We start from the raw sequence: 14089 nt of genomic DNA, 5'->3' as shown, positions 1-14089 counted from the left end.
TCGCTATTATCAGCGTTTAGGGAAGAGCGCAGCCGCCAAGCTGCCAATCTCCCCCCAAGTGGGGGAGATGTCCGGCAGGACAGAGGGGGGCGCCGTAGAGCGCACCGCTTCCCTGGTTCCCCGCGAACCTCACTGCGTATCCGCGTTGGCCCTCAACTCCGTCCGCTTCTCGTCCGACACCACGGCGAGGTCCAGCACCTTCTGCAAACCGGCCGCGTGGCGGAAAGTCGGCTCGGTCTGCACGCCGCTCTTCACCGCCTCGACGAAGCGCTGGTAGTTGGTCGGCACTGTGCCGGCGTCGAGCTCTTCCCATTTGGCGTTCTCGACATTGCTGCCAACGCAGGCCTTCAGCAGCGAGCCGTCGAGATTGTGCACCACCTCGATGCCGCCCTTGTCGCCATAAATGCGCAGGCGCAGTTCATTGATATGGCCGGTAGCCCAGCGGCTGGCATGCACCACGCCGAAGGCACCGTTGGCGAAGTCGAGCGCCATGGTGAAGCTGTCATTGGCGTCGAGCTGGTATTCGCCGATGCGGTTGTCCGGCGCCTTGTCGAAGGCGCGCAACCGGCAGAAGACGTGGTCGATGCCGAGCGCCGCACCGTAGCTGGCGAAATCGAGGATGTGGATGCCGACATCGCCGAGCACGCCGTTGGAGCCATGGCCGCGTGACAGCCGCCATAGCCATTTCGGGTCGGTGCGCCAGTCGCCCCAGAATTTCGACACCAGCCAGCTCTGCAGATAGGACGCCTCGACATGGCGCACCGTGCCGATCTCGCCTGCCTGCACCATCTGGCGCGCCTTCTGCAGCGCGGCGACATTGCGATAGGTGAGGTTGACCATGTTGACGATGCCGGCGGCTTCCGCGGCATCGGCCATCTCATTGGCCTTGCCGAAATTTTCCGCCAGCGGCTTCTCGCACAGCACCGGTTTGCCGGCGGCGACCAGCGCCATGGTGGTCGGGTGGTGGATGCGGTCGGGCGTGACATTGGCGACCGCGTCGAAATCACCCCAGTCGAGCGCCGCCTCCAGCGAGGTGAAGCGCTTCGGGATCTTGTAGGAGTCGGCGTATTCGCCGACGCGGGCCGCATCGACATCGACCGCGCCGACGATGTCGACGCCCTCGATCGCGCTGAAGCGGCGGGCATGTTCCTGCGCCATCCAGCCGGTGCCCAGTATCAAAAGCCGCATTTTCTGCTCCTCCGAGCAAGTTGGTTCGATTCAATAATGAGGTGTGAATGTGACCCAGGCGCTGTTTCCGCGCAATCCCAACCGAAGCGGAGAGGCGCTTTTTAGCGGAAGCCGGCCTCGCCATGCGCATGCAGCTTGGGCCCGCGCTCCTCGATCGGCTACAGCGCCTTCTCCACCGGCACGTTCGGCGCGTCGGGGCTTGTAGGACATGGACAGTCCTTCTCTGGGCCGATCCAGGTCTCGCCGGCGCCTTTGCAAAGGGCGCTGGCGGAACTGACGGCGCAGTAAGTTACCTGCCGGATTGGCCCAGCAATTCGATCAGCAGCCGCGCCGCCGCCTCGGCGCCGTCGGTGCGGATCATGCCGGCGTGAGCCCTCGCGCGGGCGCTGGTCTCAGGCAGCAACGCCACCTCCAGCGCCGCCGATAATGACTTCTCCGTCGGAACCGGACCGTCATGCGCGGCCCCGATGCCCAGCTCCGCCACCCGCTTCGCCCAATAAGGTTGGTCGCCGATCTGCGGCACGATCACCTGCGGCGCTCCCGCCCGTGCCGCGGCGACGGTCGTGCCGGCCCCGCCATGGTGAATGACGGCGGCGACGCGGGTAAACAGCGCCTGCTGGTTGACCTCGCCGACGGCGAAGCAGTCGTCGCCATCGTCGGTCGGGCCGAGCTCGGCCCAGCCACGCGCGATCACCGTGCGGAGGCCTTTGGCTCGGATCGCCGCGATGGCGGCGCTACCGGCTTCGCTCGCGACCGATATCGAGCCGAAGCCGACATAGACCGGCGGCGGGCCGGCATCGAGGAAGGCTTCGAGCCCGCCGGGGAGGGGCCTATCGTCCGGCAGGATGAAGGCGCCGGTCTGCACCGCTTCGATCAGGTCCGAGCCCGGCCACGGCCCCAGTATCGGGTCGCAGGCGAGCAGGACCCTTTTCCCGTAGACATAGTCGCGGGCATCTGCCACCGGGGACAATCCCAGCGATGCGCGCTGGCCGTTGATCGCCTCGCCGAAGAGGGCGTTCTTGGTTCGGATGTCCATCTCCCACAAGAGCCGGTTGTCGGTCACGCCGGCCGGCAGCGGATGGCTTGGATATTCATGCGGCCGGTTGTGCGGCGAGGGTAGCCAGATGGGGCAGAAGGTGCCGAGCATGTAGCGCATGCCGCGCTTGTCCGCGACCATCCGCGCGGCGGCGCAGGACGGGAAGAGGCCAAATGCCACCACGGCGTCGCAGCCTTCGGCGGCCGCGCTCAGCGCCTCATATTGCCTGGCGACGATCTCGGCCGCCTGACCGGAAATGAGCCTGCCACGGTCCGCGGGCGAGGCCGATCGCGACCGGTTGATCATTTCCTTCGCCCATGCGCGCACCGGCGCGAAGGCCGGCGCTAGCGGCACGCCGGCGCGGGCCAGAAGCGCGGCAAACTCCGCGTCGGCCGGCGCGCTGACCCTGGCCTCGACGCCATATGCCTGCAAGGCCGCGCCCAGCGCCGCCAATGGCTCGACGTCGCCACGCGAGCCGTAAGTCGATAACAAGATCCGCATTCCATGCTCCGTCGTCGTTTTTCGGAGCAGCGTTGATACGCCATGGTCGGGGTCTTGCCGCAAGCCCGGGCTGCGCCATATCTACATCCTGGGAAGGGTTGCTAAGCCTCCCGGCCATGATTGTCGCCATGCCTTGATGCGGCGGCGGTATGCGACGTGACCCGGGTGCGTTGGGCGCCCGGGCTATTTGATCAGCAAGTGGGGATGACAAACGCCGGCGACCCGTTCGCCGGCCGCGTAGGATTTAACCCTGGCGGCCTTCCTGGGCCACCTGGGTGGGGGACCTTGTGAGCCGCGGCACGACGACAAGACGCTTGATCTTACCGTTCTTGTAGGCGGCAAGGAAGCGGCGATAGTCCTTGAAGACGACGCAGCCATTGGATTCCGCGCGGCCGCCGCGCAGCATGTAGGTATGCGCAAGCAGGCCGTTGCGGCCATATTTGTTGCTGCCGCTGGTCGGCGTCAGCCTGATTGCCTCGACGCCGTGGAAGCGCGATTCACGCAGCGACAGATTGTAGGTGTCAGGAGGCGTTGGACCGGTATTCTTTCGGTTGACGAAGCGCGGCTGGTCGACCATCGAGCCCAATCCCGAATGCGCCTCGAGCCTGGAGCCATCCGGCATGTAAACGGTCCTCGCCGAAATATCGTAGACGGCGACGCCATTGCCCGTGGAGGGACCGTTGAAAAGATTGCGGAAGGCGCTGCCGAGGCCGCCGCGCTCCGGCGTGTCGGGCTTAGCATAGGCGAGCATCTCGGATGCCCGTGCCTTGCGCTTGGCGGGTTGTGACTCGGCAACCATCGGCTTCGAGCCCGCCACGCCCGGCAGAGCCTGGTCGCCGGTTCTGGGCGAGGCCGCCGTCGGCGTGCTTTCCGCGGTGTCGGCCGCGGCCGGCTGCGGCTTGGCCTTGACGGTCTGCGGCCTGGCGCTGGTCTCCGGCTTCTGCGGCCTGGCCGCGTTCTGTTCGGGCGCCTCAGTAGCGCGCTCGAGCGTTGTGCGCGGGCGAAGGCCGGGCACGGCAATCGTGTCGGGCAAATCGTCTTGCGGCGGCAGCGAGGCGACCTGGTACTCGCCGTCCTGGCCATTTTGCGCATTGCCGGCGACATCAGGCGCGTTGCTGTTTTGCAGCGCGACGGCGGTCGGAACGTCGGCCGTCTCCTCAGGCGATATATTGGCGAGCGCGAGCGCCAGCTCGGAAGCGCCGGTGATTTCGGCCGGCCGCGAGCCGAAGCGGGCTTCGATCGGGGCCTCCGGCTGCGCGCCGCCGAAGCGGCTCGCCGAAGGCAGGCTGGCGAGCAGGAACGGCGCCTTCTCGGCGCGGGCAAAGGCATCGGCAAGCTTTTGCGGCGAAAGTGCCGCGCGCTTCACCACGCCGTCGAAACGGTCGGCGGCTCCGGCGGCGGAAGCCACCACCACAACCTTTTCCTGCGCGACGCTGTCCGGTACCGGCAGCTTGAGCCGCGCCATCTTGCCGTCGCGGCCTTCATTCTTCAGTTTTTCAGCAGCTTGGCCGTTATGCCTGAAGCTTGTCGCGAGGTTGAAGCAGCCGGCGTCGCAGCCGCCGATGAGCGAGCCTGCCTTGTAGCCGCCATTGGCGGCAAGGCGCGGCGCCCAGGCATTGGCGATCTGGCGGCGCTGGTCGCCAAGCGCGATGTTGCGCGGCGAAAGCAGGCCTTGCGGCAATCCGTTGGAAGCTGCGGTCAGCGAGGTGCTCACCGAATAGAGCCCCGCCAAGGTGGCGAAGGACCATAGGGCGAGGGCGGCGCCGACAGCAGGCACCACGACCCAACGATGACCAGACTTTTTCGAAGTTACCTCCCCATGAGGAGTGTCACCCCGGTTTTTCAAACGCAAAAACGCCATACGACCACTCTCAATCGGCATGCCGGTTTGCGGACCTGGCATCCGTCACGATCACAGTTCGCTGGTGCCCCCTGCACCTTCACGCGTCTGTTGCCGATTGATTCAAAAGATGGACAAAGATGGTTAACCAATCCCTCCACCAATCGCCGATTTGGCGACGGTCCATACGAAAAAAGAGCCCTCCATGGTCTTCGCCACGGTAAAAATGCTCTTCCTCACCCGCTTTGCTGCCCGTTTTTCCGGCCTCTGTCAAGAAACCGTGAAGACGGGAACCACAGCATCTTCAGCCGGCTAGAGGCCGATTTGGGTCAAAATGCGACGGCCCGACCAATAGCGGAATAAGCCAGTCGTGAAAGCTTTGGGCCAGTCGGGCGGGCTCTTGGGCGTGAGCGCCAGCCGTTTTGTTGCGAGGATCACCCCAAAAAAAGTCGCCCGCCGGCGGGGATATCGACGCTGGGTGCGATGGCCAGATCTCTGGCGGGGCTGCCCGACCGAGCCGTGACAAAGGAACGTTAGCGCCGGCCGTCCGGACTGTCGGCGACGCTCACGTGGTGGCAAAACCGACGCGCGCTCATCGAGCGGCGCGCCCCATCAGCCAAAACCCGGCACCGCTCTCGTCTTGCCGCTGAGCAGAGCCCCCAGGGTCAGCGTTCGCGGAAAACTGCGGACGACCGCCTCCATCAGCGCGGCGCCGCCAGGGCCAAGGGCGATGCGCGCGATGGCTTCGGCGGCACGGACCCGCGTCGAGAACAATTCTGCCCAGGCCGCCTCGTAGCGTCTGCCGACCGCTTCCCGTTCCGCCTGCCCACCTGCTGCCGTGCCGAGTTCCAGGGCCAGAAGCCAGCCGGATTGAAGCGCCATAGATATGCCCTCGGCGATAATCGGATGCGACTCGCCGGCGACGTTGCCGACGCGAAAGATGTCGTCTTTGTAGCCGGAGCGGATGCCTGGCCGGATCGGGCCGGCGGCGAGCCACGGACCGTCGGGGCGGGCTTGCTCCAAGGCTTCCCGCGCGCCCCGGCATGTCGCCACGATATGATGCTCGACAACTTCAGCGGCAGAGACATGGCCGCCGCGTCCGCTGGCAAGGTCGCCGCGCAGCCGGGTGAGCACATCGCGCCTTATGCAGCAGGAGATGGACATGCGGCCATTGTCGGCGAGCACCATGCCGCCATAGCCGCCAGGAAACGTCAGCAGCGGCATCAGGTCGGGCGGCAGCGACGATCCGGTGAAATGCGCCTTGAAGCCGAGCAGGTCCGAGGGGCGGCCTTTCTTCTCGAGCTGACTCGGCAGCGGCCCCGGCTCCCACGAGCCATGCGCGGCGACGATCACCGGCGCCCGCAGGATCGTCGCTTCGTCGCGGGATTTGCCGCCGATTGCCTCAACCCGCACCGCTTGGCAGTCGCCATCGCGTTCGATCGCGACTGCGCGGCAGGGTTGAAAGACTTCCGCGCCGGCCGACCGGGCCGCGTCGAGCAGCAAGGTATCCAATATGTCGCGGCCGAGCGCGCGGCCGAAGCCGTCGCCAGCCGTAGGCCCCGGTCTCGCGCCCGGCATCGGCGCCTCGGTGTTGGTGTCGCTGGAAAAGAGGGCTACCCGGCGGATCTCGGGACCGGCCTGGGAGCGCCAGGCATCGCCAATGTCCAGCCTATCGAGGAGCACGAGATTGCTTGCCGACATGTATTCGCCGCACACCTTGCGGCGCGGAAACACGCTCTTTTCCACGATCGCTACAGCCCAACCGCGGCGCGCCAGCGCCAGCGCCACCGAGGTGCCTGCCGGGCCGGCGCCGATGACGATCGCATCGTGGGTTGGTGCCGGTCTCATGGCACATTTGCGGCAGGCATCGACGCGGCGCCGACGAAGACATGGGAGAAAGGTCCCGCGCGCCGCTCCTCTAACGGCCGACCGCCGGCCGCGCTCCAGAGATCGGAAAGCTCGCTGCCGCGGAAGCCGGCGCGCACGCTTTGAGCAGCGTCATGCCTGGTGACGTCATTGGCGCCGATCGCCGGCAGAAGGCGGGTCGCGGCGAGCGCCAGGTCCGCCCGCAGCGGTTCGGTCGCCAGGATGAGCCGAGCCTTGCGCCGCAAAAGCGAGAACAGGCGCAGCAGCTCTTCGTCGTCAAGATGATGCAGGAACAGGTTGACCGTGATCGCGTCGAAGTGCCTGCCATCCGTCCCCTCCGCCCAGTCGAAGACGTCGGCGGTGACGGCTTCGACCGTCCATCCCAGTCCGGCGAAATCCGCCGCGAGCTTCGGCGTGACGAGACCGGCGCGGTCGAGCATGGTCAGGTCCACCTCGCGCCAGTCCCTTGCCATGCGCCGCGCAACCTTCAGCATGAAAGTGCCGTCGCCGGCCCCGATCTCCAGGATGCGACCCGGCGGCTCGGCCAAGAATTTCCGCAGCAGCGAGACCATGATCGGCGCCTGGAACATCAGTGCGTTGATACGGGAGAGATCGCGGCGCGAGCGGATCGCCCGCGCGTCGTCGGCCGCGAGCCGATCGAGGATTTCCGGGACGAGGCTGCGTTGGCTGAGCGCGGTCATGAGACGGTCCTGAACAGCATGGTCTCTGCCGTCAGCCCGGGTCCGAACGACATGCCGCAGCCGAGCAGGCCGCCCGGCTTCTTCAGCATCTCTTCCATCACGAACATGACCGTCGGCGACGACATGTTGCCGTATCGGCGCAGCACCTCGCGCGACGGCTCAAGCGCGGCGGGCTTGAGGCCGAGCGCTCTTTCGACGGCGTCGAGAATGGTGCGGCCGCCGGGGTGCACGGCCCAGAGGTCGATCGCTTCCGGCGGCCGGCTGCTCAGGATGGCTTCCTGGCTGCTGCGCAACGCCTGCTGCACAGCGGCCGGCACCTGGCCGGAAAGGACCATGTCGAAGCCGTGGTCGCGGATATCCCAGGTCATCAGTTCCCGCTGCTCGTCCGCGACCGCGCAGCGGAAGGAGTCGAGCTCGATGCCGGGCGGCTCGGCGGTGATCAGCGTCGCCGCGCAGCCATCGCCCCAAAGGCAGAAGGACAAAAGCTTCTCCAGCTCGGTGGTCTCTCTCAGATGCAGCGTGCAGAGCTCGACATTGACGAGAAGCACCCTGGCTTGCGGGTCGGAGCGGATGATGTGGCGGGCAAGCTTGAGGCCATTGACCGCCGCGTAGCAGCCCATGAACCCGATCATCGTGCGCTCGACGCCATCCGGCAGGCCGCAGCGCTGCACCAGGTCGAGATCGATGCCGGGTGCGGAGAACCCGGTGCAGGTGGTGACGATGAGGTGGGTAACGCGCGATGCCTCGTTGCCGAGATGGAGCCCGTCGACCGCTTTTTGCGCCAGCACGGGCGCGGCTTCGTTGAACATCGCCATTCTGGCGGCCGTTCCGGGAAACGCGCCCCGCCTGAAGGTTCCGCCAAGGTCGACCGACGGCCCTTCGGGGTCGAGAGCCGGCGCGAAGCAGGAAAAGCGGTGTTCGATACCGGCAAGGCCGGCCATGCGTTCGAATATCCGCCTGCGATTGTCGGCCAGCATCGATGCGGCATAGCGCAGGTAGAACTGATGGACTTCATGTTCCGGAACCGCTGTCGCGATCCGGTTGATATAGGCGTTCACAGGCATGTTCTGTCTCCTTGGGCGTCGGACACGGTGCAAACCGTGGCGCTGCTGTCGGAGGGTTTTTGCTCTTCACAGCCCCGCGCCTTTTCAGGCGCGCAAAGGGCGCTGTGTTTTGCGCATGATAGTTTCCCAAGGCCGGTCCGGCTGTCGGAGTCATGCGCTGGTGCCACACCGGTCGCGGACACCAGGCGTTGAGCATCGCCAATTGGATAAACGTTTTCGAAAACTGATTTCGTCCCGGGACACGTAAGGCAATGCTGCCGAAGCCGTTACGATCCACCAAGAGGCATTTCTAAGTCGGACCGCTCAATCCCGCTTGACCTTCCAGTTGCTGGAACCCCTAGCCTGGGCGAAAGGGTCGCCCGGGCGGCGCCCTCGCAACCGAGTGAGGCCGGGCTCGGTCAGGGCGCGATATGGCGGCGCACCGTCTTCCACTCCTGCCAGATCAGCCACATGACGATGGCATCGAAGACGGTCAGCACGAGCAGGCCGGGCGAATATGTGTAGGAGTAGCGATAGATCTGGTAGACCATGAAGGCGCCGAGCGCGACCAGCGAGGCCGGGTAGGACCAAAGCTTGCCGCGCAGCAGGCCAATGACCAGCAAAAGCTTAATCAGCCCGTGGCTGAGCAGGTAAAAGGCATAGAATTGCTTGCTCGCGACGGAGAACTCGGCCGCCATCCGCGACAAATGGGTGGCTATGAAGTCGTTGGGATCCTCGACCAGTTCGTCCTGGGTGAACATGTTGACCCAGGAGGCGATGGTTTGCGTGGTGACGAGGTAAAGCAGCACGCCCCCGATAGCCTCAATCAAGGCATGGGCACCTTTTAGCCATACACTGACCTCAAAGAGTTGGTGAATGCGATGTTCGTCTGCGGGCTTCAACGATCGACCTCACGATAGGCCAAGGAATCAGGCCAAGGAATCAGGCAAGAATGGACGCTTCTCTCACGCACTGGATCAACGCGGCTGCCGGCATCAGCCTGCTTCTTGATAGGACAATGATCACCATCTCACAAATCGGCGTACCGCTGATGGTGATTGCGGTCGCCCTGCAATGGTGGTCGAGGACCGATCGCTCCCATGTGCGCCATGCCTGCCTGTCCGCCGGCCTTTCCTTCCTGCTCGGGCTGGCGATCAACCAGGCGATCCTGCTGTTCGTTCACCGGATCAGGCCCTACGACGCCGGCGTCACGCATCTTCTCATCGCGCCCAGCGCCGATTGGTCGTTCCCGTCCGATCACGCGACCGCCAGCATGGCCATCGTCGCCGCCTTCGCCATGCAGGCGATGCCGCGCCGCACGCTGGCGCTGCTCGTGCTCGCGTCCGTCATCTGCTGGTCCAGGATCTTCATCGGAACGCATTATGTCAGCGACGTGATCGGCGGCGCCGCCACTGCCGCCATAGGTGCGCTGGCGGTCCGGTTGACCTATCGGGAAAATTCACGGCTGGACGCCTTCGCCACAAGGATCCTCTGAACGCCCCGACAAGGCTCCCAACTGCCGTTTCGCGAAACAGGATGATGGACGGCGCATCACAAAAGTGACGCGCTCGACCCGCTATATGCTAGGCTCCTGCCGCCAAAACAGGGTTCGTCGTTATGGATGCCAGCGAATTGCAGGCCATAGGTGATACGCTGATGCGCGTTGTCACCCCCGATATGAAACCGAAAGACCTGCTCAAGGCGGTGCGAAAACTGCATCCGGATGCCAAGAAGAAGGACATCGCCCGCGCGGCCTTCCACGCCATCATCGCCAACGCCGACCAGGACCCCGGCAAGTCGCGCAATCTCCAGGCCTTCGCGCTTGCCGAGCGTACCCAGCAATCGGAATAAATTGCCGCGAATTGTAGCGCTGGGCTTGCCGGAAACTTAATAAGCGCTTTCTAATTTAGTGGCTCGACCGGCAACTAGCCCCCAACCGGTAATGAGCCCATGACCAAAAACCTCGGCAATGCCAAACCCAGCGCTCCCGCCAAGGAGATAAACCCCTCGCTGTTCAGCAAGGCCGCGCCGGCGCTGTTTCCGCTGGTCGTCGCGGCGCTCGGCTATCTCGTTGGCCGGCATTTCCTCGGCTTTTGACACGGCCGGCCTTCGACGCGTTTTCTTCCCTGCCGGTCGAAGCGCAACTGGTCGTCTGGGCCATGCCCTTGCAGCTTTGGTCCTAGGGCCTAGGTCGTTCTTGTCCTTGGCTAGGCCCGAGCGCATGCTGATCACAGCCGGCGGCCTCGCAAACTCCGGTCAGGCCCGGCCGCCGAACCCAGTATCACCCCCCAAGGCTGCCGGGCCGTCGCCATCTGGCGAATTCGTCCGCACCCGGCCAAATGCCGGACTGCGCGGTTCGCAGTTCCAACCGGGTGCTTTCGCAATCCACCGCCGCACCGTCTCTCAGGCCGTACGGCGCAGTGAAGTCGAATTCCGCTTGCGCCAAGGTGCAGCGGCATGCCTGCTCCGCCATGTCCGTTTATTCGCGAGGCCCGCAAAATGTGCTGAATAACGGTGAGCCGCTTTGCACTAAGGCCGATAAGCCCCACTTTTCGGCAACTTCAGGCGCGCTAGATCGTATTGGGAAGGAGTTAGGCAGTTCTTCGAGCGAAGAGCAGGAGCTGTATATGGTAACGAGTGAGCCCGACAGTGTTCGCGTGAAAGCCATCAATGGCCAATGGATCGTGCGCGTCGTCGATGGCGGCCGGCTGATGCAGCAAGTGTTCGATATCCACGCGCAGGCCGAGATCTTCGCCGAGGAGGAGCGGCTGCGATTGGGGCTGCCCGGGGAGCCGCCGGCCGAGGAGCCGGCCGGGCCGCTGCGGCGCGGGCGGGCTCGCTGACAGGCGAGGGGGAGCTTCGTCCTTAGGACTTATTGCCGTCGCTGAAAATCTGCGCTGCCCCTCACGGGGAGAGGGGCGCTGTCGCTCGCGATTTCGCCTTTCGCCGAGGTTTTACCCGCTACCCCAGATGCTCCGCCCTGAGCTTCTCTTTCATCCGCTCGAGGGCCGGCTGGCCACCGGCCGCGAGCTCATTCGCTATCCGCGCGAGCTTGTCGTCCGCGTTGCGATATTTGCTGCCCCAGGCGCCCAGTGTCGCCAGCACCGGCAACAGGTCGATGCCGGCCTTGGTCAGCCGGTAGATCGCCTTCAGCCCGTGGCTCGGGTCGTCGCTGCGGGTGAGGACGCCTTCGTCGACCAGCGTCTGCAGCCGCTCGGCCAGCGTGCGTGACGAGATGCCTTCGTCGGATTGCAGGAATTCGCGAAAATGCTTTTTCCCGGCGAAGGCCAGGTCGCGGATGATGAGCAGTGTCCAGCGGTCGCCGAGTAATTCCAGCGACAGATTGATCGGACAGCCGGATCGTCCCTTGGTCGACATCGGAATGGTTCCGTTTTTAAATCACTTTACTATTGACATCATTTCCCGATCTGGGTCAAATGGTTCCGAAAGTAAAGCAATTGAGCGCGAGGAGGCCGGACATGAAGAAGCTCATCCTGCAGATGCAGATGTCGGTCGACGGTTTCGTCGGCGCCGATGAGGACCGTCGCTGGCAGCTCTGGGAGTGGGGCGATGAGAGCGCCTGGGACGAGGAGCTCAAGCGGGACTTCAACGCGGTCTTTGCGGGCATCGACACCATCCTGTTGAGCCGCAAGATGGCGGAGGAGGGGTACCTCACCCATTGGAGCAATGCCGCAAGGAAATATCCGCGGGACCCTTTCTACGCCTTCGCGCAACGTATCGTCGAGGCTGAGAAGGTCGTGGCGAGCGACAAGCTCCAGACGTCACGCTGGGAGCGCACACAGGTCGTGAGCGGCGACCTGCCGCGCGAGGTCAACGCGTTGAAGCAAGGCGCGGGCGGCGACATCGCCGTGTTCGGCGGCGCGGGCTTTGCGTCCGCGCTGATCGCCGCCGGCCTGGTCGACGACTTCCAGCTCTTCATCAATCCGGCGGTGCTGGGCAGCGGCCGCCGCATCTTCGACAGGGCCGGTTTTGGCAGGCTGAAGCTCCTCGGCTCGAAGCCCTACGCCAGCGGCATGGTGGTGAGCCGCTACGCGCCGGCGCGATGAGAGGCGCAACCAAGGCCGCGCTGCCTTGAATCAATCTGGCAGCGAGTCTTCTCAACTGCCTGTTTGGCCGTGCCTTTCCCGAATCGACTGGGAACCGCCTCCGCTGACGAGCCGCAGTTGCCCGGCTGGCCGGCCGGGGCGCGGCCAGGCTCTATGGTCGTTGCCCGCGGCGACGAACCAGCGGGCCTCGCGCCATGTCAGGCCGATAAGCACCCGGCCGGCATATTCCGCCGGCGCCCCATTGCCTGCATCGAACACCGCCCAGCTGCTCCCGGGCGGCTCCTGCACCGCGACGAACCTCATCGGAGACTCCATCTGTGAAGAGATGGGCAACATAGCAGGCGCGACTTGGCGTTCCTATGACGTGGCTCACATTGGCACACATTTATGGTGGATATCGGGATCTGGGCTGCAATCAGGCCGTGCGTCCGCCAATCTCCTTGGCCGCTTGCCCTATTGCCCCGCCTGGTCGGCGTCGGTCAGCGTGCCGAGGAAGGCGACGATGTCATCGATCTCGGTGTCGGTCAGCGCCGGCTTGTCGCCGGGCTTTTTGCCGTTGAACGGTGGGTCGGTGTTGAGGTTCGGCCAGTAAGCCTTTGGCAGGTCGTCGAATTTGTCGACCGTTCCGTCGGCCTTCTTCGGATACCAGCGCGCGGGGTCGCTGTCGCGGCTGGCATAGAAGGCGACCGCCTCGCGCAGCGTGTGGAAATAGCCATTGTGGAAGAAGCTTTTGCGCAAGGCCACGTTGCGCAGCGTCGGGGTCTTGAACAGCCCGCAATATTCGGCGCGGCCCTTGAAATCGGTGCGCAGCGGGCCGCAGAGGCCAAGGTCGACATAATTCGGGTCGGCATTGGCCGGGATCGCCGGGTTGCGCGGCACGGCAATCGCGATCAGGCCGTAGTCGGTGAATTGCGGCGGCTCGCCGTCATTGGCGGGCTCGCTCAGATGGCAGCTTGCGCAATTGCCCTTCGCCGCGTCCTCGAACAGCACGCGGCCGCGCAATTCCTGCGCCGAGAGCTGCGCCTTGCCGGCGAGGAAAGCGTCGTAGCGGCTGGAATAGGGATAGAAATCGGTGCTGCTCTGCTCGAAGGTGCCCAGCGCTTCCACCGCGGCGTCGAAGGCGTCGTGAGGATGCTCAAACACATCGGCGCCGAAGACTGCCTTGAAGGCGTCGGCATAGGGCGCCTTGCGCAGGCTGGCGACCACCTCGTCCTCGTCCTTATTGCCCATCTCGAAGGGCGACAGCAGCGGGATCTTCGCCTGGTCCTTGCCGTGGTCGGCGCGGCCGTCCCAGGTCAGGCCGCCGGTCGGACCATTGTCGACGCTTTCGTCGCCTTCGTCCTCGGAGTCGTAAAAATGCTCGGTGAAGGCGGGTGCGGCCTGCAGGTAGCGCAGCGACGGCACGGCGCGAACGCCGGGCTGGTCGAGGTTAGGTCCGCCCATCTCGACCGGCGCCGCAGAGGCCGGTCCGAAAGCGTGGTTGGGATCATGGCAGGACGAGCAGGCCTGCTTGCCTGAGGCCGAGAGAGACGGATCGAAGAACATCTGCCGCCCGAGCGCCGTCAGCGCATCGGCGCGAGCAAAGGCTTCCTGGCGCGACATCGGGCCGGGATGGACGCTGCCGGTAGGGAGACCGTCGCTTGGCCACAGGATGATGGTGGCGACAAGTGCGGCGGATATCCGGTGGATCATGGCGGTTAATCCCGTTCGCCAACGGCGTAGGGGTGATTTGCTACGGATTGATGACGCGGCCCTGTCTCCCCTCGGAGATGGCGCTCCACCTGTCACAAAGCTGACAACCACTCGCCCTAGCGTCGCCTTGTTCCTCCAGCCATTCCCCAGCCACG

Annotated in this window: 15 protein-coding genes and 1 pseudogene; 5 read left to right on the top strand and 11 right to left on the bottom strand. The window is 64.9% G+C overall.

Annotated elements, in window-relative coordinates:
• Positions 1-129: 129 nt before the first annotated feature.
• From RFM41_RS27130 to RFM41_RS27095, 8 genes and pseudogenes are all read right to left on the bottom strand, one after another.
• A complete protein-coding gene (locus RFM41_RS27130) occupies positions 130-1188 on the bottom strand; it encodes a Gfo/Idh/MocA family protein (protein WP_320252329.1) in 1059 nt (352 codons plus the stop codon).
• 101 nt (positions 1189-1289) lie between these two features.
• Positions 1290-1382: pseudogene (locus RFM41_RS27125) on the bottom strand (ThuA domain-containing protein); the annotation flags it as partial.
• Positions 1383-1477: 95 nt separating this feature from the next.
• Complete coding sequence (locus RFM41_RS27120) at positions 1478-2725, bottom strand: glycosyltransferase (protein ID WP_320252330.1); 1248 nt, start codon at positions 2723-2725, stop codon at positions 1478-1480.
• A gap of 244 nt (positions 2726-2969) precedes the next feature.
• Positions 2970-4502 carry a tlde1 domain-containing protein gene (locus RFM41_RS27115; protein WP_320252331.1) on the bottom strand — a complete coding sequence of 511 codons (1533 nt, stop codon included), beginning with the start codon at positions 4500-4502 and terminating at the stop codon, positions 2970-2972.
• A gap of 675 nt (positions 4503-5177) precedes the next feature.
• Positions 5178-6413: an NAD(P)/FAD-dependent oxidoreductase gene (locus RFM41_RS27110; RefSeq protein ID WP_320252332.1), complete on the bottom strand. Its 1236-nt coding sequence runs from the start codon at positions 6411-6413 to the stop codon at positions 5178-5180.
• Positions 6410-7132: a methyltransferase domain-containing protein gene (locus RFM41_RS27105; protein WP_320252333.1), complete on the bottom strand. Its 723-nt coding sequence runs from the start codon at positions 7130-7132 to the stop codon at positions 6410-6412. Before RFM41_RS27105 ends, RFM41_RS27110 begins: the two co-directional genes overlap by 4 nt.
• Positions 7129-8196 carry a type III polyketide synthase gene (locus RFM41_RS27100; RefSeq protein WP_320252334.1) on the bottom strand — a complete coding sequence of 356 codons (1068 nt, stop codon included), beginning with the start codon at positions 8194-8196 and terminating at the stop codon, positions 7129-7131. Before RFM41_RS27100 ends, RFM41_RS27105 begins: the two co-directional genes overlap by 4 nt.
• A 398-nt stretch (positions 8197-8594) precedes the next feature.
• The gene (locus tag RFM41_RS27095; RefSeq protein WP_320252335.1) at positions 8595-9077 is read right to left on the bottom strand and encodes a DUF2127 domain-containing protein; all 483 of its coding nucleotides are present in this window, start codon (positions 9075-9077) and stop codon (positions 8595-8597) included.
• A gap of 50 nt (positions 9078-9127) precedes the next feature.
• On the opposite strand from RFM41_RS27095, the gene RFM41_RS27090 reads away from it, so the two are divergent.
• The 4 genes from RFM41_RS27090 (at position 9128) to RFM41_RS27075 (ending at position 11018) form a co-directional block, all read left to right on the top strand.
• Positions 9128-9670 (top strand): phosphatase PAP2 family protein, encoded by a 543-nt coding sequence (locus RFM41_RS27090; protein ID WP_320252336.1) that lies wholly within the window; start codon positions 9128-9130, stop codon positions 9668-9670.
• 161 nt (positions 9671-9831) lie between these two features.
• Positions 9832-10026, top strand: coding sequence for a hypothetical protein (locus RFM41_RS27085; protein ID WP_318014052.1), 195 nt, complete (start codon positions 9832-9834; stop codon positions 10024-10026).
• 99 nt (positions 10027-10125) lie between these two features.
• Positions 10126-10272 (top strand): hypothetical protein, encoded by a 147-nt coding sequence (locus RFM41_RS27080; RefSeq protein ID WP_320252337.1) that lies wholly within the window; start codon positions 10126-10128, stop codon positions 10270-10272.
• A 530-nt stretch (positions 10273-10802) separates the two neighbouring features.
• Positions 10803-11018, top strand: coding sequence for a hypothetical protein (locus RFM41_RS27075; protein ID WP_320252338.1), 216 nt, complete (start codon positions 10803-10805; stop codon positions 11016-11018).
• Between the two features lie 118 nt (positions 11019-11136).
• Here RFM41_RS27075 and RFM41_RS27070 read toward each other — a convergent pair whose 3' ends face one another.
• Positions 11137-11553 carry a winged helix-turn-helix transcriptional regulator gene (locus RFM41_RS27070; protein ID WP_320252339.1) on the bottom strand — a complete coding sequence of 139 codons (417 nt, stop codon included), beginning with the start codon at positions 11551-11553 and terminating at the stop codon, positions 11137-11139.
• Positions 11554-11654: 101 nt separating this feature from the next.
• Between RFM41_RS27070 and RFM41_RS27065 the strand changes: the two genes are divergently transcribed.
• Positions 11655-12242: a dihydrofolate reductase family protein gene (locus RFM41_RS27065; RefSeq protein WP_320252340.1), complete on the top strand. Its 588-nt coding sequence runs from the start codon at positions 11655-11657 to the stop codon at positions 12240-12242.
• 51 nt (positions 12243-12293) lie between these two features.
• Here RFM41_RS27065 and RFM41_RS27060 read toward each other — a convergent pair whose 3' ends face one another.
• Positions 12294-12545 (bottom strand): hypothetical protein, encoded by a 252-nt coding sequence (locus RFM41_RS27060; protein ID WP_320252341.1) that lies wholly within the window; start codon positions 12543-12545, stop codon positions 12294-12296.
• 150 nt (positions 12546-12695) lie between these two features.
• Positions 12696-13934, bottom strand: coding sequence for a cytochrome-c peroxidase (locus tag RFM41_RS27055; protein ID WP_320252342.1), 1239 nt, complete (start codon positions 13932-13934; stop codon positions 12696-12698).
• Between the last annotated feature and the right edge of the window lie 155 nt (positions 13935-14089).

Source organism: Mesorhizobium vachelliae (assembly GCF_033977325.1).
GTDB classification, from domain to species: domain Bacteria; phylum Pseudomonadota; class Alphaproteobacteria; order Rhizobiales; family Rhizobiaceae; genus Mesorhizobium; species Mesorhizobium vachelliae.
Note: the sequence above shows the minus strand (reverse complement) of the source record. Positions and strands in the feature narration are given on the sequence as shown.